Consider the following 24,449-nt stretch of genomic DNA (forward strand, 5'->3'; position numbering starts at 1 on the left):
TACAATGGACAGGAACGATCAATTCATTACCGGAGGATGATAAGGATGTCATTTAAAGTGTCTTTTATAGGGGCTGGCAGTATTGGATTTACCCGTGGCTTGTTGCGAGACTTACTAACTGTATCGGAATTTAAAAATATTGAAGTCTCATTTATGGATATTAATAGTCACAACTTGGAGATGGTTACCGAACTGTGCCAACGTGATATTAAAGAGAATGGATTAAATATTCAAATCCAGGCGACTACGGATCGAAGAGAAGCTCTGAAGGATGCCAAGTACGTATTTTGTACTATTCGTATGGGTGGACTGGAAGCATTTGCAACAGACATAGATATTCCATTGAAATACGGAGTCGATCAGTGCGTAGGGGATACCCTTTGTGCTGGAGGCATCATGTATGGACAGCGTGGGATTGCGGAAATGTTGAATATTTGTCGCGATATTAGGGAGATGGCTGCACCGGATGTCCTCTTACTTAACTATTCGAACCCTATGGCTATGCTAACTTGGGCTTGCAATAAATACGGTGGTGTACGGACGATTGGTCTGTGTCATGGGGTGCAGCATGGGCATGGGCAAATTGCAGATGTGTATGGGCTGAAGAAATCAGAAGTCGATATTATTTGTGCGGGTATCAATCACCAGACCTGGTATATTTCGGCGAGTCATAAGGGTAAAGATTTGACCGGTGGTCTCCTAGAAGCCTTTGAGAATCACCCGGAATTCAGTCGCACGGAAAAAGTTCGGATTGACATGTTACGCCGCTTTGGATATTACAGTACAGAATCCAATGGCCACCTAAGTGAATATGTGCCATGGTACCGTAAACGCAGCGATGAAATTATGGATTGGATCGATCTCGGAAGCTGGATTAACGGTGAGACTGGTGGATATCTACGTGTCTGCACAGAAGGGCGGAATTGGTTCGAAACGGATTTTCCGAATTGGATGAAGGACTCGGCACTGGAGTATACGGTGGAGAATCGCGGAGAAGAGCATGGTTCTTTCATTATTGAAGGATTGGAAACGGGCAGAGTATACAGAGGTCACTTTAACACTGTGAATAATGGCGTAATTTCAAATCTGCCAGATGACGCGATTATTGAAGCACCGGGTTATGTGGATCGGAACGGAATATCGATGCCGATTGTGGGCGAATTGCCTTTAGGAGCAGCCGCAGTGTGCAATGTTAGTATCTCAGTGCAACGTTTAGCCGTCGAAGCTGCTGTGCATGGCGATGACAAGCTGCTGCGTCAAGCATTTATGATGGATCCGTTGGTAGGTGCGGTATGTAACCCGAAAGAAATCTGGCAGATGGTCGATGAGATGCTCGTCGCAGGGGAACAGTGGCTACCTCAATACAGCGAAGCTATTGCTAAGGCAAAGGAACGTTTAGCTTCAGAAGAGCTTATCCCAACGAACGCTAACAATGAGGGAGCTGCACGACTGAAGGTGAAGACGGTGGATGAGATGATGCAGGACCGGGAAGCAGCGAACAAAAATGCCGGTGAGTCTGACAAAGGTAAGGACAGAGAGAAGGTACATTAGGCTGTAATCTGACAGCTACTTTGTACGCGCCGTGAGTGATACTCGAATCAGACGAATTATGCTATTTTGTATAAAGAGAAGAAACGCCAAAAAATGCGGGTGTCCCAAAAGCCATGAAATGGCTGATAGGACATCCGTATTTTTGAGTGGAGGGATTATGAATGAACAGTGCCCTTTTGACTGAAGAAGGTCTTTAGCGCCTGATACACTTCTTTTTTGTCTTTAATGACATAATGCATGAATTGTTCGTGCTTTAGATGACGATAAGCGGACATTAACGTGCTGCTGCGATTATACTGATTCACTTCGCCGTAGCCGAACATATTGCTGCGTTTCAGTAGTTCTCCGATCAGTTTCACACAACGTTCGTTGTCGGAGGTGAGATTATCACCATCGGAGAAGTGAAATGGATAAATATTGTACTGCGCAGGCGGGTAGCGGCTGTCGATAATCTCAATTGCTTTTTGATAGGCTGAGGAGCAGATGGTTCCCCCACTCTCCCCGCGGGTGAAGAAATCATGCTCGCTGACCTCTTTAGCCTCTGTATGGTGGGCGAGAAAGACAATCCCTACCTTTTCATATTGGCGGCGTAGAAAGCGGGTCATCCAGAAGAAGAAGCTACGGGCGCAATATTTTTCAAAAGAACCCATCGAACCTGACGTATCCATCATCGCAATAATGACCGCATTGGAGTGTGGCGTTCTAATGTCATCCCATGTTTTGTAGCGTAGATCGTCAGGACTTATACTGTGAATTCCGGGATTGCCTCTGCTTGCATTACGCCGAAGATTCTCCAGAAGAGTACGTTTCTTATCGATGTTAGACATCATGCCTTTTTTACGGATATCATTGAAGATGATAGATTTAACTTCGATCTCTTCCTTATTCTTTGGCTTCAGATGTGGCAACTCCATATCCTGAAACAAGATGTCCTCCAGATCTTCTAGATTGACCTCAGCTTCTACAGTATCTTGACCGGGTTGATCGCCTGCTTTTTCCCCTTTGCCGGGCTGTGCCGACTGTGAATCGCGTCCAAGTACATCGCCGACCTGACTTTCCCCGTCTCCCTGTCCTACATGCTTTTGCTTGCGAAAATTATAAATAATTCGATACTCATCAAGACTCCGAATCGGAACCTTAACAATCTGCTTACCACCTGACAAAATGATATTTTCTTCGGTCACGAGATCCGGCAAATTATCCTTGATAGCTTCTCTGACCTTTTGCTGATGACGTTCCTGATCCTGATGACCTTTGCGATGAAGGGACCAGTCTTCTTTTGAGACAATAAAGGAAAAGGGACCAGATGATTGCGACAGGATGACCACCTCCCATGGAATATAAATGTTGATTGAAGGAACCTTATGCAAAGTATATATTTGGGGTCCCCGCAAAGTGCCTGTGTACGTATCGAAAGCAAAGACTCACTTTGTGGGGATGTTTTAAAAATATAAGAAAGTATAAGTTTCACCCTATACATTATTCTTATATTTCTACGAGAAACGGATATCGTCTTTAAAAGACGACAACGTCGTTTCTTCTTGGGTTGTAACTAAAGTATATTCATGGGGATGGGGGATATGTGATTTCTTATTCACTGATCTCTTCCACGGTCAATATATAACTGTTCGACTGGCTCTCGCCAGTGTATTCACGTCCATCAAGATTGAAGAAATATTGAGCGGTTACTAAGCCTTTAAGGAAACGACCCAGTACATGTTCACTTACCCGGACAAAATAATGGATGTTTACAGTAGCAGCAGCTTTGACTGTCCCTAGCGACAAAGTGCCATTAAATGATGATTGGGGATGTGGAATTCCATCAATCACAATGCTGCTAGGATCCAAAAGACATTCCTCTGGCGTTAGCCGATTAAGGGATACTTCAGCTGGCCAATTTCCACTATTCGTTAGGGAGATCCAGCACTGGACGTGTTCTCCTGCTTCCACAAGGGTAGGCTTTGCATGTGTTTCGAGAGAAATGACAGGTGTGACTATTAAGGTGGTAACAGTATTGGAGCGGGAGGTTTGTCTTACTGTTCGTCCGTCCGGGAGCACAAAGGTATATTGAACACTACCATGGTTTTGTACAGCTGCAATGGCATGGATATTTATAGCTGCAGGTATGCTCACTTGAAAGACCACGACCGTAGAGGTTCCACCTCTTAATGTACCAAGCTGAATGCCATCTGCTGGACGGGCTCCTTTTAGCATCACTCCGTTTAAAAGAACGCTATCCCATACAAAAAGAGTACCAGAAGGGATGGCATCCGTCAGAACTGCATTTACGGCCAAGGTCCCGCTGTTAGTTACCGTTAGTTCATATCTTAGGTTGTCACCTGGAGCGGCTGTAACATGTCTACTTTTTTGCTGATACTGACACCTGCCAGGACAAGGGAGACAACCACAGTGTTGCTCTCGATCGAATTTGGATCCTCATCGACGGAATAAGTGACCAATGCACGATTTGTCAGGTCCAAGGATGGAGGGATCTCTGTAACTCGGACGCGAAAGGTGATGTCAATGCTTAAGTCTTTATCCAGTTGACCGATTGCTATTCCTTGTGTTGGATCTGATTCTGGATAATAGATTCCACCTGCAATGACACTCCCTGGAATGAATACGGCTCCGTTTGGGATAGAAATCGTTGCGGTGATTTGGTTTAATAGACTGTTGCCTTCGTTCGTGAGCCGCAATGTATAGGTAACTACATCTCCTATAAAAGAAGTTGGAGTGCTTGAAGTCAACGAAGTAGAGAGCTGGTACGAACGTAAAGAAACTAGTACGGAATTAGAATATAAATCTCCATTAATGATTCTTCCCTCCGGTGTAGTAAAAGGAAAACGGCCTAGCGCTTTATTTTGCAGCATTAACGAAGAAGGTAATGAAATGATGACAACTTGAAAGGCGATGCTCACTTGACTCTGCGGAGCAATAGAACCTAGCGTTATGCCCGAAGACGGTGTAGCCCCTGGGAGAGGCACACCGTCTCTTAGCACACTGTTGGAAATAAAGGAAACACCCTCTGGAAGAATGTCATACACCGTTAGCACAGCTTCTGTGTTTCCATTATTAGAAGCTGTAATGGTATACACAAGGGTGTCACCTAATGAGGCATGAAGTTTATCTGTACTCTTCAGCAATGAAAGTACCGGGCCCACGACCGGGGTGTTAACGGTATTGGAATAGACAATGCCGTCAACACCCGCCGCCGAGTTGAAGAGTACCATAGATTGATTGGTTACGACAGGCTGGGTGCGTGAGCCGGGAATCATAACGCTACTACCTTAACCTGGAAGGTGATGGTTGAAGAAGCACCGGCAGCAATAGTGCCGATGGCTATACCGGAAGCCGGGCTGCCATTAGGTCGTGGGGTTCCGTCTACAGTGATGCTGCCGGTTACAAACTGGCTGCCTGCTGGGATAGGGTCAACCATGATGACGTTATTGACTGGTGAAATCCCTAAATTGGTAACAACAATCGTATAGGTGATGATATCGCCGACAACAGCATCAATAGAAGTAGTGCTCTTAACGACACTTACATCCGGAGAAGAGACAGGGATTATTAGGACATTTGAAAGAGAAGTTCCGGTGAGCAGACGACCATCTGGTGGTGTAAATGAGAAAGTTGCTGAAGCCTGATTGACTAACTGCTGCGGTGACGGGAGGGAGGCTACTGTAACCTGCAGGGTTATGGTCACTGTTACTGTGCTTCCCGGAGCAACTGCTCCAATATTTAATCCAGTAGACGGGTCGGAGCCTGGTTGTGGCACACCATTAACGAGCACGCTGTTTGGAACGAAGATAGCCCCGCTAGGAATCGTGTCAGTTATGACTACATTTGCTATGAGGTTACCAGTATTCGTCACATTCAAGGAGTAAGTAATCGTATCTCCGACAGTTGCGGCGGTTCTGTCTGCCCCTTTGACAACTACAATGATAGGCTGATATACCGGAATAACAAGCGTATTAGAGAAGGAGGATCCCGAGAAGGCTCCAGATGTGAAGCTGACGGATGCTTGATCAGTTAGCGTTGCAGGATTAGGCAGTACATTGACGATAGTGCTAAACGAGATATTGACCGTAATGCCCGGTGCAATTGTGCCCAATGAGATACCATTCGCAGGGTTGGCATTAAGATGTGGGATACCATCAACGAGCACACTGCCAGCGACAAACGAAGAGCCCGCCGGTATTGGATCACTGATGTTTACATTGCTGATATTGGCTATTCCACTATTAGTAACCGTCAGGTTGTAGGTAATAGTATCACCAACAACGGCATCTGCAGCAGGGGATGATTTAGTAACGAGTACATTCGGTGAAGACACTGAAATCGTTGTTGAATTGGATTGGATAGAACTGTTAAATGTCCGCCCATCAGGTAAGGTGTACGCAAATGCTACTGAGGCTTGGTTAATTAGCTGCTGGCTTGCTGGTAGTGTAGATATAAGCACGGAGAACATGACGGACAGTTTTGCACCTGCAGATATGACACCGAGCGGAATGCCGGCTGCAGGGTCTGCTCCCGGAGCCGGCGCGCCTTGTATAAGAACACTGTTTGGCACAAATGTTGTTCCAGCTGGGATAGTATCACTGAGTGTAGCCAAAGCCCCGTAGTTTCCCGTATTAGTTACATTAATCGTGTAGGTAATGGTATCCCCGACAGTCGCTTGAATGACATTCGAGCTTTTTGCTGCGGATAAAATCGGTAAGTAAATAGGCGTAGATACAATATTAGAAAAGGCAACATTAGAGAGAACCCCTGAGGTGAAGCTAACCGTTGACTGGTTATTTAATAGCCCTGAAGGTGGTAAGGAGACAGTATTCACTGTGAAGGCCACAGTCACGGTTACCCCGGGAGCTATACTGCCTATAGGTACTCCTGTGGAAGGGCTAACCCCCGTACGAGACACACCATCCACAAGCACACTGCCTGATACAAAGGTAGTTCCTGCGGGAAGGGCGTCCGTGAAGACGGCATTATTCACTGTTTCAATTCCGTTATTGGTAATCGCAACCGTATAGGTAATCGTGTCTCCGACCGTAGTTGAAGTGGTAGTTGTAGATTTTACTACAGCTATATTTGGTGAAGAGACAGGGATGGTAACGGTATTGGATAGAACTGAACCACCTAGTGTACGACTGTCAGGTAAAGTGAAGCTATATGCTACAGTACCCTGATTGACCAATTGCTGAGGATTGGGAAGTGAAGTAATATTGACCGAAAATATTACTGCAGTTGTACCCCCGGGCGCGATAATACCAGCCGGAATCCCTGTAGACGGATCTGCTTGTGCTAAAGGGAGTCCGTTGATCAGCACACTATTCGGAACAAAAGTGGTGCCGGATGGGATATTGTCCGTAATGCTTAGGCTTGCCGGATAGTTGCCTGTGTTACTTACGGTAAGGGTATAGCTGACAGTGTCACCCGTGGTGGCATTAACTGTACTTGCTGTTTTGACAACGGAGATGTTCGGTTGGAAGACAGGGATGATAACCGTATTAGAAAAAGTAGATCCGGAAAAAACGCCTGATGTAAAGGTTACGGCTGCTTTATTGATGAGTGTAGCTGTGGGAGGAACAGAAGTGACAGTAACGCTGTATGCAACCAGCGCTGACGCTCCCGGTCCCAAGGTACCAATAGATATTCCGGAAGAGGGGCTCAGGTTTGGAAAAGGCACTCCGTTCACAGATACGCTACCTGTTACAAAGGCAGCACCTGCTGGCGTTGGATCATTAAGTAATACGCTATTGACAGCTTCCACACCGTTATTTGTAATATTCACGTTATAAGTGACTGTATCTCCAATGGCTACAGAAGTTGAGGTTGAGCTTTTGACAACGGCAATATTAGGAGCTGAGACCTCTAATGTGACTGTATTAGATACAGCAGTTCCGCTTAAGGGTCTGCCGTCAGGAGGGGTAAAGGTATAGCTTGCAGAAGACTGATTGCTGATTTGCTGCGGTGTCGGCAGCGAAACAATGTCAACAGAGAAGCTAACAGGGACACTGGCACCCGGTGCGACACTGCCCACAGCAATGCCGGTATTAGGTGCTGCACCTGGCTGCGGCATGCCCCCTACAATAACACTGTTAGGATTAAAGACTGTTCCAGCCGGAATGTTATCCGTTAAGGTTACATTAGCTGCAAGATTACCTGTATTACTTACAACTATCGTATAGATGACTGAGTCACCTACAACCAGCGCATCGTCATCTCCATCTCCATCGACGGCTGTTTTTAGTAATGAGATTTGCGGCTGAATGACTGGAGTGCTAGTGATGTTAGATGATGAAGAACCGGAAAATACACCGGATGTAAAACTGACGGATGACTGATTATTTATCTGTGATGGTATCGGCATCGTTATCCTCACCTCGAATGTTACGGTAGCTGTGGCGCCTGGACCCAGACTACCGATTGGAATACCGGCGGACGGAACTGTTAGTGGCTGGGTAATGCCACCTACAATTACGGTTCCGGGAATAAAAACTACATTCTCAGGCAGAGGATCGCTGAGAATGATGTTGCTTACTGTAGCAATGCTGTTGTTCTTCAATACAGAGGTGAATGTAAGAATATCGCCTGTAACGGCGGTAGCAGCATTCACGCTTTTAACGACACTGACGTTAGGGGCGGAAACAGGGACAGAGAGTGTATTCGACACTACATTTCCTCCGAGTTGACGCCCATCAGGAAGGGTGAAGCTATACGTTGCTGAAGCGGAGTTTAGCAACATCTGTGAAGGAGGTAACGCTGTTATCGTGACTAGAAAGCTCACGGATACACTGTCACCTGGTGCCAATGGGCCTACAGGAATTCCTGTTCCTGGATTGTATCCGGGTAAAGGTGTTCCGCCTATGATTACACTATTAGCGTTGAATACAGCTTGGGGTGGAAGCGTATCAGTCAATAATAGAGTAGTTGCAATATTCCCTGTATTGCTAATGAGGATCGAGTAAGACAAAGTTCCTCCAACGGATGCCTGAGCTGTATTCGCACTTTTGACCATATTAATGATCGGTTGATAAACAAGTGTTACTACCGTGTTCGAGAGTGAGGAACCGGTGAAGGCGCCGGATGTGAAAGAGGCGCTGGCTCTATTTGCAAATTGCGCTGGATTTGGTAAAGAAGATACGTTCACTCTAAAAGAGACGGTTGTAGAGCTGCCTGCCGGAATACTACCGATAGATATTCCTGTACCTGGATTAGCGGCTGGTACCGATGAACCGCCAACAATAACGCTGCCTGCTACAAAAGTGCCTCCAGTAGGAATAGGGTCAGAGACTACGACGTTATTCACAGCTACGCTACTTGTGTTGGACAATATGATTGTGTATGTCAGATTCTCTCCGACAGCGACAGCTGCAACGCTTGCGGTTTTACTTAACGTAACGTTTGGAGCAGAGACAGGGATGCTGACAGTGTTTGATTGGCTAGTTCCGGATAAGGATCTACCGCTTGGTAATTGGTAGGTGTAACTGCTGCTGGCTAGATTGTTCAGAACAGGTGGTGAAGGCAGAGATTGGACAGTGACCAGAAATGTTACCGGCACAACAGTTCCTAAGGCTACTGTACCTAGATTAATACCTGTAAGAGGAGAATCTGTAGGTCGTGCGACTCCGTTTACAGTTACACTACCCGATACAAAGGTAGCCCCTGAGGGAATATTGTCGGTTAAGGTTACAACAGCCCCGATATTTCCGGAGTTCTGAACATTTAATGTATAAAGAATATTGCCGCCTACTGTTGCGCTAGCGGTGTTCGAGCTTTTAACAATTTGAATGATGGGTTGATATACCGGAGTCGTAGTCGTGTTGGACAGCGAAATACCAGTAAAGGCTCCTGAACTGTAGGACGCTGTAGACTTGTTTAATAGCTGTGCTGGACTAGGTAACGAGATAACATTGACCTGAAAGGTGACGGTAACTGAACTTCCTGCAGCGATTGAACCAACAGTAATACCTGTACCTGGATTTGCAGAGGGTTGTGACGTCCCCGCAACTGTAACACTTCCTGAAACCAGTGAAGTCCCTGTGGGAATGGTATCAGTAAGGATAACGTTATTAACTGCTTCGATCCCGTTGTTGGTGATTACGGAAATATAAAGGAGTGTGTCGCCAACAGCGACATCAGCAAATCCTGCGCTTTTGACCACGGCAACATTGGGGAGTCTAACTGGAATAGACAATGTATTGGATGTGGCTGATCCAGCTATAATTCGCCCATCTGGAACTTGAAAGGTATAAGCGGCGCTCGCTTGATCGACCAGTTGCGGTGGAGAAGGAAGACTGTTCACCACTACGCGGAATTGGACGGTAGAGCTTCCGCCAGCAGCTATCGTTCCAATAGCAATACCTGTAGCAGGATTTCCAGCGACAGGTGCTCCATTGACGGTAAAGCTACCCGCAATATATGAGCTTCCTGAAGGAATATTGTCGGTAAGGGTTGTTACAGCACCGATATTTCCAGTGTTGGTGATTTGAAGAGTGTAGGTGATCTGATCGCCGACCGTCGCATTTGCAGTATTGGCAGTTTTTACAATGTTAAGAATGGGGGAATATACCGGTAAAGTTACTGTATTAGATGGAATGACCCCCGTCATGATAGGACCGCCAGCTACGCTTTGAAACGTAAAAGCAGCATTGGCGGTATTAGCTATATTTTGTGGACTTGGTAATGAAGTGACTTTGGCTTGATATGTAACCGTTATTGAAGTGCTCAAGGCTAATGACCCCAAAGAGATCCCTGCTGTAATATCAAAGGTGGGCTTCGATACGCCGGCCACTACAACACTTCCGGTGACAAAGGCTGATCCTGTAGGCAGCGCATCTGATAAGACGACGCTAGCTGCACTCGCTGTACCAGTGTTACTGACAGTTACTGTATAAGTTACTGTATCACCAACTATAGGTCCGGACACATTGGCACTTTTAGTAACGTTTATTTTGGGTGCATTGATATCGACTTGTATAGCATTTCCATTGAGTACATAAGCATCGCCAGAGGTAGTTAATTGTAAGATCGCTGAAGACTGGTTATTTACTAATCTGGCCGACACGTCAACATTGGTAATATCACAACCTTGTCGACCACCGATGATGTTAGTTCCTGGATTCCCATTCGTCTGATTGCGCGTTCCGAATGTTCCGGTTGTATTGAGATTACCTAGATCATTGTTAATCTGTGAAGCGAAGAAGTTGTTGGCAAAGTTATTGGGTCCTGATAGAGCTACGAGAGTAGCTGAGGTAGGACCGAACAATGCCTGGTCTCCCGAACGATTCGCATCACCTTCCTGCGCGCTAAATAGGGCCCTACCTCCAAGTGCGCCTGTAATTGGAGTTGCAAAGCCTGTTATTGTCGTAGAGACGGGTGCTGAAGTTGCCTGTACAAGTATTGCACCTGCCCGTAAGGACATATTACGGAAGGGCAAGGATGTATTTTGATAGATTACACCCAGTGTCCAGCCCGCATGGTTAGCTGTGGAATCACTAGGAATAACGATCGTGCCAACTACACCGCCAGTGGTGTAGGTTCCGGCGCCGCCTTGCGAAATAATACTGGTGACATTGGCAGAACGTACATATGCGGAAGCACCACCTCCCAAATCGACAGTATTACTTGTAGTTGCATCGGGAGTTATGCTGAATGTACTTCCGGCTGGAGTAATCAAAGAGACTGGGTTGTTTATAGCCGCACTGAGATTCACCGTTCCATTAATATAGGTACCGCCCCAAATGAGCTCTGCATATAGTACAGTGCTACCTGACGGTAGGACTAATATGGCTGATGAACTGTTGCTTGTATAAAGACTAGTAGTTCCATTAGGATAGGTGCCAAATACGGATGAAGTGTTAACAGTGGTAAAACCGCCGATGCTGTCCAGTGTCCCTGGCACTCCGACTGTATCAGAGCGACTAAGTCCTAGTGTGTTGCCCGTAAATGTGATAGCACCGGTCGCATTGATCGTTGCCCGTACGACTAGTGGAATGATTCTCACCTCCTTCGAGGTTAATTTGCTTTTAAAAAAGTGAACCGCCCCATAATCAGGACGGCACAGTTAATACCTGTATGTTAGCCTATGACACAAATCGGGTATAATTGTATGTCCCATCAATAAATTATAGGAAAGTTTGTCTATCGTGTGATTTTAGCCTGCGTTTCATAAGAACACGGGGTTCAGCGAAATGCCCTCTACTCATCAATTCCAGCTCATGGATGGAAATATCATCTTTGATTACGGTGAAATGGTACATGATTTCATGCACAACATTGGCTTGAAGCGTCTTTAATATTTCTAGTTCTTCTGTTTCGTAAAGAGGATCTTCATATGGATATTGATAGAATAGCTCCATTCGTAGCAACCGATAATCGAACGGCGGCACGGGTATGGGATAGTCTGGAATTGCTGGGCATACTGGACCGGATGGAGGCTGAAAAAAGACCCTGTAAAATAACGCGGAGTATATTCATCAAACTTTTGCTTGAAGGCAGGATTGGACATATGGGCAAAGCTGTGGGCATAAGGAGCCAGAATACAAACAATGGCTTTGTGGATGCTAATTCTGTGAATTTCCGACATAACCGCGTATAAATCCTCCATATAGGGTAATACACGACTAGCCATTACAAACTCGGCGGTATTGTCCGGCAAAGGGATGCCTTGGCTAATGTCACAGACAATATCCACATCGGGACCCGCGATACGATCGATCCCGAGATAACCTGTTTCTTTACTGGATCCGCAGCCGATATCGATTCTCAAGGCGACCACTCCTTAGGGATAAATCAGGCTCAACACTATTGTATTAACCCCGCTTCAGCCTGCATCCGGCGGATGCCTATTAAACAATGGAAGTTATTAATAATTAACGTATTATGAAACCTTAGCAGAGTTGATAACGTTTAAAGGAGTAGGCTTGTGGAAAATGACTTTGAAAACAACAGCTAAACATAGAGGAGGCAGTCAACATGAAAAAACAACGTACCTTACCCGCCATAGCTGCAATCGCAGCATTAACACTAGCCTTAACCGCTTGCGGTGCTACTAATAATTCAGCACAGCCATCTGCAGAACCAACTGCAACAGCTTCTCCAGTACCGACAGAGGAGAGCACAAGCACACCTGTACCTACAGAAAGTACGAGTACAACTGCACCAACAGAGAATCCAAGCACACCAGCACCAAAACCAACTGCAAATCCAGAAGCTAAAGTGCTTAAAGGAACAGGCGTTTACGTCGGACAAATAGATAGTCATTCTGTTGAGATTGAGACCAAAGAAGGTCCTACGGCTTTTGAGATTACAGCTGGAATGGAGAGCGTACTTGAGAAGCTGAATACGGATGATTCCGTAGTTTTTGAATATGTAGAAAAAGCAGTCGAAGGCGATGCAACAGTTAAACAACGTGTGCTTTCAAAGCTGTCACTTGCAAAATAAAAGAACTTATTTATGAATAACAAAAAGGCTGTTCCTGATTGATTTTGATATGCTCCCCATATAGTAGACAGGCGAAATAATAAAAACCTGCTGCTGTATGGGGAGTATTTTTATGGAACAAAAGAAGTATACGGCACTCGAAAAATTAACGGTTCTCCAAGAAATTGAACGGGGCGACATTGGTTTGAAAGCTGCGGCCCGAAAGTATGGATTATCCAAAAACTCTATAGTGAAGTGGCGGCAACGTTATCAATTGTATGGGTACGAAGGGCTGGAAGTTCGAAGCCACAACCGTACGTATTCCGCAGAACTTAAACTCCATGCCGTTAAGGATTATCTCGAGGGAGGATTGTCACAAAACCAAATCATCTGCAAGTATAAGATTGCAAGTTCAACCCAACTCGCCAACTGGATTAGGAAGTATAATGGTCATAGCAACAGCTTAACAGCTCATTCAGGAGGATCTAAAGCTATGACCAAAGGACGCGTAACCACTTGGCAGGAACGGATAGATATCGTGCTGTACTGCCTTTCGAACGGAGAAGACTACACGAAGGCGGCAAGCCATTTCCACGTGTCTTACCAACAAATATATAGCTGGGTAAAGAAGTACGAAGCAGGCGGTGAAGAGGCGTTACGTGACGGCAGAGGACGTACTAAAGCGCCCGAAGAACTTACGGAAGCAGCTCGCCACAAACTCGCGATGCAAAAGCTGGAGTACGAGAATGCACGCCTGCGTGCGGAGAATGCTTTTCTAAAAAAGTTAGAGGAACTCGAAAGGAGGAGACGTTAAGAACCATTCGCCAGGAGAACATCTACCTGGCCATTCAAGCCGTTCAACAGGAACAGTCTTGCTCCATTCGACTTATGTGTGACATCGTAGGGATTTCACGGTCAAGTTACTATAAATGGTTGAATCGCAAACCTAGTTCCCGAGAGACCGAAAACGAGAAACTGACAGAGGCTATGCTTCTCTTGTATGAGAAGGTGGAACGAACCTTTGGGTATCGTCAATTGACCCTGCATTTGCGCAGACAAATGAACAAATCTATTAACGCAAAACGAGTATACCGACTCATGAGACGCCAAGGTATCCAGTCTGTCATCCGCAGAAAGAGAAAGAAGTATGTAGGCTCCACGCCTCAGCAGGTCGCGGAGAATGTGCTAAACCGTAATTTTGAGGCGGAAGCTCCAAACCAAAAATGGGTAACGGATGTAACTGAATTCAAATACGGCAAGGGTAAGAAGGCGTATTTAAGTGCAATAAAAGATCTGTATGACAATTCCATTGTTGCTTACGTTCTGGGCCATTCCAATAATAATTCGCTAGTTTTTAACACGCTGGAATTAGCATTACAGGCAGCGCCGGAGAGCCGAACCTTACTCCATAGCGACCGCGGTTTCCAGTATACCTCTCTGCATTTTAAGAAGATGCTGGACGATTCACAACTGAAGCAAAGCATGTCCCGAGTAGGCTGTTGCATTGACAATGGGCCGATGGAATCCTTCTGGGGAACAATGAAATGTGAGAAGTACCACTTACATACCTACCAGACCTTTGAAGAACTCCAAACAGATATTGATACCTACATTCACTTTTACAATAACGAACGGTTACAGGCAAAATTAAACGGCCTCAGTCCCATTGAATTTAGGACTAAGGCCGCTTAAACTACTTTTATTTTTTGTACTGTCTACTTGACGGGGTGCAGTTCATTTCAGGAACAGCCTTTTTATCTTTGATTTTGAAATAAACGTTATAGCGTCCCAGCATTGACTAAGAAAATAGTAATAAGAAGCATAAAGAGTAGGATAATCATACCGTTGATGAGGGTGCCTATAACGCCAAACACCTTACGCCGTTTCCGGATAGAGAGTCCTATAATGCCGATGACAACACCAATTACATTTAGAGCTGAAAGAATAATAACAGTCATTCCGAGAAGCATGATGGACTGCGATGATTCGGCTAGTAGATTCGAGTTCTCGTTAACCATTGAAGAAGCCTTCATAATAATGAAGAGAAAGAGGGCTGCATAACCTAAAATGGTCACTAGGCTGATGATGAAAGAAGCAATACCCGGTCCAGAGTGTTGTAAGTCACGATCTACTTTTTGATACGAAGACTGAGAATCCACATCTGGTTGACTCGGATAAGGTTGGGGATTTCCTACCTCTGCTGTAGGCACATTAGATTTTGAGAGAGAATTAAGGTCCATGGGTTGCACTCCTTGAGAGATAAGAATGAAATGTTGTTAATATCCACTTTTTCATATAGATGCTAAAAAAGCAACCCCTGATTGTGGCTAATTCGTAAATGGCTGCTGGAAAAAGCAACCTGCAATCGTTTATGATAGAAGAAGTCTAATAGTAAGGAGTTGTATTGGTATGCAACGGAAATTGATGGCCTGGGGGGCTTTGCTAGCTATGCTGGCAGTAGGAATAGGTGCTTTCGGAGCTCATTTACTAAAGTCAAGGATCACTGAAGATTATATGAAGGTATATGAGACCGGTGTGCAATACCACATGATACATGCACTTGGTGTGATTCTAATTGCACTGATTGTAGGGCAATGGGGAGAAAGCACCCGGTTACGCTGGGCAGGACGTCTGTTAATAGCAGGAACTATTTTGTTCTCAGGTAGCTTGTATGTTCTGAGTATCTCAGGGATTAAAGTGCTTGGAGCGATTACACCTATTGGTGGCGTATGCTTTATTATGGGTTGGTTATTCCTAGCCCTAGAGGCATTCTCCCGTAAAACTACGCTCTAGACGTTAAGAATGACCAGCAGGATTTGGGCATTGCGTGAAAATGAAGGGATCGTAGTAAGTGCAAAGAGGTAGTAGCTCCGTTTTAGGGCTATTGCGACTTTGATAACAGCAAATAAGCACCCATTCTCTCTAAGAGAATGGGTGCTTATTTGCATAAAAGGCATGCGCTTACAGAAATTCGTCAATCTCATTTAGATTAAAGCGGTATACCTGTTTCTCATCCACGTGATAGACACTAATAGAGTTGGCTGCTTCATCAAAATTTAAAATCCGACAGGGCATGGACACTTGTTTCCCGTACCGATTCGCTCGTAAACGTACTAATTGGTTGTTCTGAATGTACTGTCGAATCTTCCCGTATGCATCAGCTGGCGTCTCAATAGCTGACTGCTGTGCAGGCAAATCTGCCTGTTTATCTATCGGTTTATCGAGCTGCTTCTTAGAGGTCTTTGGTGGCAGCTTTAATGAAGTGGGAGGAGCAGAGCTTTGATTCAAGGCTATTTTGGCAGAACGAAGCAAGCTGTCAATGGTTCTCCCCAATTCAAGACCGGAGTTAATGTTGAAATCTGTGATTTTGTCATTATTGTTCAACATTTCAAGCAGATATTGCAATGCAAGCGGGTTGGTACGGGCATTAATCAGGATGTCGACATTGAATAAATAGTTGCCGTCTGTGTGTTGTAGTTTCTCGTCCATAGATCCCCCAGCTTTTCGTTTGAACATTCCTTTACAATTATAAGAATGTAAATAAACTATAACATTAAACAAGTAATAATCATATACCTGACACTAGAGAAAATGGGACCAAGGTACTGTGTTTTTTACGAAAAGCCTAGGACTACCAACCGCACATCAGCAGGGCGTGGAGCATACATATACAACGTGGATCGTTAATAAAGGAGGTGCTGCTATTGGTTACCATGGAGCCTATTACCGTAGGTGAACATACGCTGATCGGAGTAGAGGTTAAGCTTCCGAAAACAACGCTGCTCTCAATCAGCACAAGCCGAGGTTATATAATGTGTGGTGCGCTGGATGTTGGCCTGCTCAATGAGAAGCTCAGTGATCGGCAAATTATCGCAGCCCGGGCAGTTGGTGTACGAACACTGTCACAGCTGTTAGCTGCCCCATTGGAGTCTGTAACCTTAGAAGCGGAGCGTTTAGGTATCGTACCAGGCATGACAGGTGCGGATGCATTGCTTCTTATGATCTGACTGAACAATCTTACGAAATCCAAAACACAAGAGGCCTTGGGCCTCTTGTGTTTTTTTTGCAAGGATTAGAATTTTAACGTAATCGGTAGTGTCTTTAGTGTTAATAATTTCAATCGAAGGTTTATGGAAGGGTTCTCCTTGTTTCGTCATACATGCTAAGGGGTAAATTAAGAATAGACAAGTTACTGCCGGACGAAAGATGAAGTGAACCGGTAAATATAAAGGATAAGGATGGGATCATATCATGGCTAAAGCATCTAATAAAGTAAACACAACTTCACTGGAACAAATTTTGAACCGTCAGGTTGCTAACTTAAATGTATTGTACGTTAAAATTCACAATTTTCATTGGTACGTAAAAGGAGAACAATTCTTCTCACTTCACGTGAAATTTGAGGATCTATATAATGAAGTGACCCTCCAAATGGATGAAGTTGCAGAACGTTTGCTGAGCATCAAAGGAAGTCCAGCTGCGACGATGAAAGAATATCTAGAATTGGCAACGATACAAGAAGCTACCGGTAAAGAGGATACGCGGGGAATGGTTCAGTCACTGATTGAAGACTTCGCTACCATTTCTGAAGAATTGACAGAAGGTATTGAGCTTGCCGAGGAAATTAAGGATCAGCCAACATCTGACATGTTTATAAAAATTCGTGGTGATCTTGAGAAACATCAATGGATGCTGCGTTCTTACCTTAGCTAAACGATAAAGCGGATGAAATAAGGCTTCCTGCGGGAGGTCTTATTTTTTGCGTTAGGCCGCTCAAAAATCTGTATGGGTGATTAGCGCTGAAAATAGCGGAATTATACGGTATATCATAGGGGAAATAAAAAGAGATATTTGTAAAAAAACAGGGTTTGTTATAAAATTGTTGAGAATCATTGATAATCACTGTGATTCAATTTATAATAATTATAATGTGATATAGAATCTAATTGTGCTGGGAATCAGGATCATCCTGTTTCAATACAACTTTTGATTTCGCAAATCGATCAATGGAGGGAATAATATTATGGCAGCAGATTTTGTCATTGAGGGACTTAAAGCGACGATTGAGGGAAAAGAGATTTTGAAGGGGATTAACCTTCAAATGAAAGGTGGCGAAATTCACGCCATTATGGGACCAAACGGTACAGGTAAAAGTACCTTGGCATCCGCACTTATGGGTCACCCTAAATATGAAGTAACTGAAGGAACGGCAACACTTGAAGGTGAAGACCTTCTGGAGATGGCGGTTGATGAACGCGCACGTGCAGGTCTATTCCTTGCTATGCAGTATCCGAGTGAAATTTCCGGGGTAACGAACTCCGATTTCTTGCGCTCTGCCATTAATGCCCGTCGTGAAGAGGGAAGCGAAATCTCTTTGATTCGTTTTATCCGTCTTATGGAAGCGAAGATGAAGGAACTGGACATGAATCCTGAGTTTCTACACCGTTACCTGAACGAAGGCTTCTCCGGTGGTGAGAAGAAACGTAACGAAATTCTTCAAATGATGATGCTAGATCCAAAAATCGTGATTCTGGACGAAATTGACTCTGGTCTTGATATTGATGCTTTGAAAATTGTAGCTGAAGGCGTAAACTCCATGCGGAGTGAAGATCGCGGCTTCCTAGTTATTACCCACTATCAACGTCTCTTGAACTACATCAAACCTGATTTTGTACATGTTATGATGCAGGGCAGAATTGTGAAATCCGGCGGTCCTGAGCTTGCACAACGTCTGGAAGCTGAAGGCTATGAGTGGATTAAAGAGGAACTTGGAATTGAAGACGAAACAGTAGGGCAAGAAGCGTAAGAAACGCCAGGAAGGAGGAGAACACTTATGACGACACAGACCATTCTTCCGGTGGATGCCGAGCGCTTGAGCGAATTATCGCATAGTAGCGGCGAACCGGGTTGGCTGAAAGAAAGCCGCTTGAAAGCACTTGAACTGGCAGCTACTCTGACACTGCCTAAATTAGAGAAGACACGGATTGATCGTTGGAACGTGAACAATTATGGTAGCTACAAAGCAAGCGAACCTATTGCTTCACTGAAGGATGCACCTGCTTCCATTTCCTCCTTGATCAAGGATCAGGAAGAAGGCAGTCTGATTATTCAACGTAACTCTGGTGCAGTATATACACGACTGGCTCCTGAGCTTGCAGCACAAGGTGTTATTTTTACCGATTTGCAAACGGCTGTTAAAGAGCACGGAGATTTGGTACAACGTTACTTGCATAAGGCAATTCAGCCTGACGAGCATTCTATCGCTGCGCTTCATGCAGCATTGTGGAACGGTGGAGTATTCCTCTATGTTCCTAAGAATGTAGTGGTTGAAACTCCACTTCAGGCGGTGCTCTTAACAGATGATGCGGAAGCTTCATTTGTTCCTCACATTCTGATTGTAGCGGATACTAACAGTTCCCTGACATACGTAGACAACTACGTGTCGGATAAAGAGGAAGCTGGATTGCACAATGGTGCTGTAGAAGTATTCGTGGGTGCAGGTGCTAAAGTTCGTTATGCTACAGTACATCAGCTGGGCGTAGATACAACAGATGTAACTTACCGCCGTGCTGTTGTTGAGAATGACGGAACCATCGAATGGATTGTTGGTGAGATGAACTATGGTGATACAGCAAGTGATACCAAGTCTGTACTGAAAGGCAATGGCTCTAGCTCGGATGCTAAAGTAATTGCTGTAGGTACGGGATCACAGAAACTGAATTACACTACTCAAGCTCAGCATTTCGGCAAAAATACCCCAAGTGACATGATCACTCGTGCGGTTATGCGTGATAATGCTACTTCTATCATTAACGGAATTACCAAGATCGAGAAAGGTGCTACAAGAGCCGACGGTCAGCAAACGGAGAAAGTATTGATGCTGAGTCCAAAAGCCCGTGGTGACGCCAATCCGATCCTGCTGATTGATGAAGATGATGTTACAGCAGGCCATGCCGCTTCCGTAGGACAGGTCAATCACGAGCAAGTCTTTTACCTGATGTCCCGCGGAATTACACGGCATGATGCAGAAACTCTGATCATCTATGGCTTCTTGGCTCCTGTTGTGTCGCAAATTCCACTAGAGGGACTGCGCAATCAGCTCCAATCTCTTGTGGAAAGGAAGTTAGGTCAATGATTAGCAACGCCATCCGGGAGCAATTTCCCATACTGAACCAAAATGTGAACGGGCATCCACTAGTCTATCTAGACAGTGCTGCTACTTCACAGAAGCCTCGCCAAGTGATTGAGGCGGTCAAGTCGTATTATGAGTGGGATAACGCCAACGTTCACCGTGGCGTTCATACTCTAGGCAGCCGTGCAACAGATGCCTACGAGGGAGCCCGGGAGAAGCTAGCTAAGTTTATTAACGCCCGCAGCACTAAAGAAATTATCTTTACGCGCGGTACGACCACTGCTCTAAATCTTGTAGCCTCTTCTTACGGGCCATCTGCAGTGGGTGAAGGCGACGAAATTGTCATCACTCTGATGGAACATCATAGTAATTTGATTCCTTGGCAGCAGCTAGCTAAGAAGACAGGTGCTACATTAAAATATATACCGTTGCAGCCCGACGGAACGATTACACTTGAAGATGCTGAGAAGACGATTACGGATAAAACCAAGATCGTTGCTATCGCTTATGTATCTAACGTTATGGGAGTTACACATCCGATTAAAGAGCTTGCGGCTATTGCTCATCGTCACGGTGCGGTCATTGTCGTAGACGGTGCACAGAGCACGCCTCATATGAAGGTCGATATGCAAGATCTGGATTGTGATTTCTATGCACTTTCCGGACATAAAATGCTAGCACCGACTGGAATTGGAGCTTTGTACGGCAAAAGAGCACTACTCGAAGCCATGGAGCCTGTTGAGTTTGGTGGCGAAATGATTGATGATGTAGGTCTCTATGAATCGACATGGAAAGAACTCCCTTGGAAGTTTGAGGGAGGTACACCGATCATTGCTGGTGCTGTTGGATTAGGTGCAGCCGTAGATTTCTTACAGGAAATCGGTATGGATGAGATTCACAGCCATGAGAAGAAGCTTGCAGCATACGCAGAGCAGCGTCTATCTGAAATTGATGGCTTGACCATTTATGGTCCCATGAGTCGTGAAGTTGGCGTTGTTACTTTTAATCTGGGTGACGTTCACCCGCATGATGTCGCTACAGTGTTAGATGCGGAGGGCATTGCCATCCGTGCTGGCCATCACTGCTGTCAGCCGCTGATGCGCTGGCTGGAAGCTAGCTCTACAGCACGGGCGAGCTTTTACCTGTATAATACAGAGCAGGATGTAGATCGACTGGTGGACGCTTTAATCAAGACAAAGGAGTACTTCGGCTATGAACTTGGATGACTTGTACAGACGCGTAATTATGGATCATTATAAAAGTCCTCGGAATCGTGGTTCATTTGAAGATGATGCTCTGAAAATTGAACTGAATAACCCAACTTGTGGTGACCGTATTACACTTCAGCTTAAGGTAGAAGATGGAATTGTAAAAGATGCCCGCTATAACGGTGAAGGTTGTTCGATCAGTATGTCGTCGGCTTCGATGATGACTGAAGCGATCAAAGGACAGACGGTTGAACGTGCGCTTGAACTAGCCGATAACTTCTCCTTACTGATGAAGGGTGAAGACGTGGATTTTGGAGATTATGAAGATATTGAAGCCCTATCGGGTGTGAATAAATTCCCTGCGCGGATCAAATGCGCTACACTGGCTTGGAACGCGCTTCGTAAAGGAATTGACGAAGAAGAGCAACATAAATAACAGTAGAACAAGGAGGCTGACACCATGGCTAAGAAAGCGCCTGATATGGAAGAATACCAGTACGGGTTCCGTGATGAACATAAGTCGATATTCCAGTCTGGTAAAGGTTTGACGGCCGAAATTGTTAAAGAAATTTCAGCAATCAAAAATGAACCACAGTGGATGCTTGACTTCCGCTTAAAATCTCTAGAGCAATTTTACAAAATGCCGATGCCAAAATGGGGCGGCAATTTGGATGATCTCGATTTCGATGATATCCAGTATTATGTAAGACCTTCCGAGAAGCAAGGAAAGACTTGGGAAGAAGTGCCTTCTGAAATTAAAGAAACCTTTGATAAGCTGGGTATCCCAGAAGCGGAACAAAAATTCCTCGCTGGTGTCTCGGCACAATATGAATCTGAGGTTGTATACCACAGCATGCAGAAGAGCCTTGAAGATCAAGGGGTAATTTTTACAGATACCGACACTGCACTTCGTGAACATCCGGAATTGTTCAAGAAGTTCTTCGGAACGATCATTCCACCTGCTGACAACAAGTTTGCTGCACTTAACAGTGCCGTTTGGTCAGGCGGAAGCTTCATCTATGTTCCTAAGGGTGTGAAATGCGAGGTTCCTTTGCAGGCTTACTTCCGTATTAACTCCGAGAACATGGGACAATTTGAGCGTACTTTGATCTTAGCGGACGAAGACAGCTTTGTGCATTATGTAGAAGGATGTACAGCTCCAATCTACAGCACAAACTCCCTGCATAGTGCAGTTGTTGAAATCCTGTGTATGAAGAACGCTCGCGTTCGTTATACTACAATCCAGAACTGGGCTCCTAACATCTACAACCTCGTTACTAAACGTGCGGTTGCAGAAGAGAATGCTACGATGGAATGGGTCGATGGCAACATCGGTTCCAAGCTGACTATGAAATACCCTGCGGTGGTTCTTAAAGGCCGTGGCGCTAAAGGTTCAGTACTGTCCATTGCGGTAGCGGGTAAAAACCAGCATCAGGATGCAGGTGCCAAAATGATCCATCTGGCTCCAGATACAACATCCACTATTGTATCGAAATCGATCAGTAAGCACGGCGGTAAAGTAACTTATCGTGGTCTTGCTTCCTTCGGCCGTCAGGCAGAGGGTGCGAAATCGAACATCAAATGTGATACGCTCATTTTGGATAACGAATCCACTTCGGATACTATTCCTTACAATGAAATTATGAACGATAACATCGTGCTTGAGCACGAAGCGACCGTGTCTAAAGTTTCTGAGGAGCAGTTGTTCTACTTGATGAGCCGCGGCCTCACAGAAGCTGAAGCGACTCAAATGATCGTTATGGGCTTCATCGAGCCGTTCACGAAAGAACTGCCGATGGAATATGCGGTCGAAATGAACCGTTTGATCAAATTCGAAATGGAAGGAAGTATCGGTTAACCTTATTTATCAAGGGGTATCGGCTTCACTCTAATAGTTAATATCAAATACGTATTCGCAGTGGTCTTGAGGCTTTTATGCTCAAGTCACTCGGATACGTATTTTTTTTGTGTCAAAATTTAGTCAATGAACAGTAAGCTTATGGAAGCAGCAAGAAATGTCCTGTTCTGGACGGAGGTTAAGATTATAATAAAATCAATCGTTGCAACGAGGAAGTGAAGAAGCTGGGTTATCTAGAATGTTTGCAGGAAACTATTGATTACATCGAAGAAAATCTAAAAGGTCCGATTTCCATTGAGGAATGTGCGCAGCGGTCAGGGTTCTCCAAATTTCATTTTCATCGGATCTTTGGTATCCACCTTGATGTCACTCTAATGGAATATGTTCGCAGGAGACGGTTGGGTTATGCGATGGTTGATGTCATTAATGGCAGAAGAATTCTGGACATTGCGCTGGACTACGGCTATAGCTCAGAGAGATCATTTAGTAGAGCCTTTCAGCAGGAGTTCGGTCAAGTACCCAGTAGTTGCAGAAATGTAAGATATGCCTTGCCTCCAAAACCGCTGCTAAATGAACAAATAAACCAATTACGCGGAGGAATTAAAGTGGACTATTTAAGTGACGTTACGATAGGCAGCTTGGGCGCAATGAAGGTAGTGAGTGGGGTAAGGGTCAGTGATAATCCTGAAGATGAGGTCATTAACTCTGTCACTGAATGGGCTAAGAAGACTGGAATTAAGACAGATGCAAGACAATTTGGTTTTGATATTCCTGTTAGTGATGAGGATCAAGAGGAAGGGCTACGGGGCTACGAATATTGGGTAGTTGTAGAAGAAAAGCCTTATCACCTTGAATCGGGGCTTAAATTTAAAGATGTTGAGGACTGTAAATATGCAATCCTGCGGATTACCGAGCCGATGGTTGACCCTTTTGAGCGTATTCCGTTAGGATGGAAAAAGCTTGCCGGATGGGTAAACAGCAGAGGCTACAAAACCTCTTGTGATCAGGAACGCTTTTGGCTGGAAGAGAAACTGGAGATCAACGGTTCGGAATACATGGATCTTTATTTTCCAATAGAATAGTTACTTCAGGGGCGCCCAAATGTGACCTACAAGTTAAACACTTTGAAAAAGAGTGTCCTTCTTGTGGGTCATTTGTATTTAATCCAACAAGACCGATTCATTTGGGAATCGGAGGGAATTTTTCTATCGAAAGGATTTAATCCAAATTTTATGTAAAAAACCTGATAAAGGCTTTCTTTGAGGGACCTGATCTT

Annotated in this window: 19 protein-coding genes; 12 read left to right on the top strand and 7 right to left on the bottom strand. The window is 44.9% G+C overall.

The annotated features are described in order from the left end of the window. Positions 1–45 precede the first annotated feature (45 nt). Entirely contained in the window at positions 46–1,551 is a 1,506-nt protein-coding gene (locus NSU15_RS09210; RefSeq protein ID WP_042125837.1) for an alpha-glucosidase/alpha-galactosidase, read from the top strand. A gap of 155 nt (positions 1,552–1,706) precedes the next feature. On the opposite strand, the gene yhbH is transcribed toward NSU15_RS09210, so the two are convergent. The 5 genes from yhbH to NSU15_RS09235 form a co-directional block, all read right to left on the bottom strand. Further along, the gene (gene yhbH / locus NSU15_RS09215) at positions 1,707–2,870 is read right to left on the bottom strand and encodes a sporulation protein YhbH (RefSeq protein ID WP_339291296.1); all 1,164 of its coding nucleotides are present in this window, start codon (positions 2,868–2,870) and stop codon (positions 1,707–1,709) included. A 271-nt stretch (positions 2,871–3,141) separates the two neighbouring features. Beyond that, positions 3,142–3,846: a hypothetical protein gene (locus NSU15_RS09220; protein ID WP_042125838.1), complete on the bottom strand. Its 705-nt coding sequence runs from the start codon at positions 3,844–3,846 to the stop codon at positions 3,142–3,144. Between the two features lie 32 nt (positions 3,847–3,878). Continuing rightward, entirely contained in the window at positions 3,879–4,826 is a 948-nt protein-coding gene (locus NSU15_RS09225; protein WP_339290029.1) for a DUF11 domain-containing protein, read from the bottom strand. Further along, positions 4,823–11,557, bottom strand: a complete 6,735-nt coding sequence (locus NSU15_RS09230) for a hypothetical protein (protein ID WP_339290031.1) — start codon at positions 11,555–11,557, stop codon at positions 4,823–4,825. Before NSU15_RS09230 ends, NSU15_RS09225 begins: the two co-directional genes overlap by 4 nt. 297 nt (positions 11,558–11,854) lie before the next feature. Continuing rightward, entirely contained in the window at positions 11,855–12,322 is a 468-nt protein-coding gene (locus NSU15_RS09235) for a methyltransferase domain-containing protein (protein ID WP_197069764.1), read from the bottom strand. 206 nt (positions 12,323–12,528) lie between these two features. Between NSU15_RS09235 and NSU15_RS09240 the strand changes: the two genes are divergently transcribed. Both NSU15_RS09240 and NSU15_RS09245 read left to right on the top strand, forming a co-directional pair. Further along, positions 12,529–12,996 (top strand): hypothetical protein, encoded by a 468-nt coding sequence (locus NSU15_RS09240; RefSeq protein WP_042132001.1) that lies wholly within the window; start codon positions 12,529–12,531, stop codon positions 12,994–12,996. A gap of 112 nt (positions 12,997–13,108) precedes the next feature. Then, positions 13,109–14,667 (top strand): IS3 family transposase gene (locus NSU15_RS09245; RefSeq protein WP_139328618.1). Its coding sequence is split into 2 segments (ribosomal slippage): positions 13,109–13,742 and positions 13,742–14,667, totalling 1,560 coding nucleotides; the frame shifts between segments, so codons are not numbered across the junction. An 86-nt stretch (positions 14,668–14,753) separates the two neighbouring features. On the opposite strand, the gene NSU15_RS09250 is transcribed toward NSU15_RS09245, so the two are convergent. Next, a complete protein-coding gene (locus NSU15_RS09250) occupies positions 14,754–15,215 on the bottom strand; it encodes a hypothetical protein (RefSeq protein WP_052414530.1) in 462 nt (153 codons plus the stop codon). Between the two features lie 169 nt (positions 15,216–15,384). Between NSU15_RS09250 and NSU15_RS09255 the strand changes: the two genes are divergently transcribed. Beyond that, a complete protein-coding gene (locus tag NSU15_RS09255; RefSeq protein ID WP_042125846.1) occupies positions 15,385–15,768 on the top strand; it encodes a DUF423 domain-containing protein in 384 nt (127 codons plus the stop codon). Between the two features lie 168 nt (positions 15,769–15,936). On the opposite strand, the gene NSU15_RS09260 is transcribed toward NSU15_RS09255, so the two are convergent. Then, on the bottom strand, positions 15,937–16,464 hold the full coding sequence (locus NSU15_RS09260; protein WP_042125848.1) for a hypothetical protein: 528 nt from the start codon (positions 16,462–16,464) through the stop codon (positions 15,937–15,939). A gap of 215 nt (positions 16,465–16,679) precedes the next feature. On the opposite strand from NSU15_RS09260, the gene NSU15_RS09265 reads away from it, so the two are divergent. From NSU15_RS09265 to NSU15_RS09300, 8 genes are all read left to right on the top strand, one after another. After that, positions 16,680–16,982: a DUF1805 domain-containing protein gene (locus NSU15_RS09265; RefSeq protein WP_042125850.1), complete on the top strand. Its 303-nt coding sequence runs from the start codon at positions 16,680–16,682 to the stop codon at positions 16,980–16,982. 244 nt (positions 16,983–17,226) lie between these two features. Further along, the gene (locus NSU15_RS09270; RefSeq protein WP_042125852.1) at positions 17,227–17,688 is read left to right on the top strand and encodes a DNA starvation/stationary phase protection protein; all 462 of its coding nucleotides are present in this window, start codon (positions 17,227–17,229) and stop codon (positions 17,686–17,688) included. Positions 17,689–17,998: 310 nt separating this feature from the next. Continuing rightward, a complete protein-coding gene (sufC, locus tag NSU15_RS09275; protein ID WP_042125854.1) occupies positions 17,999–18,781 on the top strand; it encodes a Fe-S cluster assembly ATPase SufC in 783 nt (260 codons plus the stop codon). Between the two features lie 27 nt (positions 18,782–18,808). Beyond that, positions 18,809–20,110 (top strand): Fe-S cluster assembly protein SufD, encoded by a 1,302-nt coding sequence (gene sufD, locus NSU15_RS09280; RefSeq protein WP_042125856.1) that lies wholly within the window; start codon positions 18,809–18,811, stop codon positions 20,108–20,110. Beyond that, complete coding sequence (locus NSU15_RS09285) at positions 20,107–21,333, top strand: cysteine desulfurase (protein WP_042125858.1); 1,227 nt, start codon at positions 20,107–20,109, stop codon at positions 21,331–21,333. The genes sufD and NSU15_RS09285 overlap by 4 nt, the downstream gene beginning before the upstream one ends. Then, a complete protein-coding gene (gene sufU / locus NSU15_RS09290) occupies positions 21,320–21,751 on the top strand; it encodes a Fe-S cluster assembly sulfur transfer protein SufU (protein ID WP_036684339.1) in 432 nt (143 codons plus the stop codon). Before NSU15_RS09285 ends, sufU begins: the two co-directional genes overlap by 14 nt. Before the next feature lie 24 nt (positions 21,752–21,775). After that, positions 21,776–23,173: a Fe-S cluster assembly protein SufB gene (gene sufB, locus NSU15_RS09295; RefSeq protein WP_042125862.1), complete on the top strand. Its 1,398-nt coding sequence runs from the start codon at positions 21,776–21,778 to the stop codon at positions 23,171–23,173. A 242-nt stretch (positions 23,174–23,415) separates the two neighbouring features. After that, positions 23,416–24,255, top strand: coding sequence for an AraC family transcriptional regulator (locus tag NSU15_RS09300; RefSeq protein ID WP_076121106.1), 840 nt, complete (start codon positions 23,416–23,418; stop codon positions 24,253–24,255). Positions 24,256–24,449: the final 194 nt, after the last annotated feature.

The sequence above is a fragment of the Paenibacillus sp. FSL E2-0201 genome (assembly GCF_037963325.1).
GTDB lineage: Bacteria > Bacillota > Bacilli > Paenibacillales > Paenibacillaceae > Paenibacillus_AQ.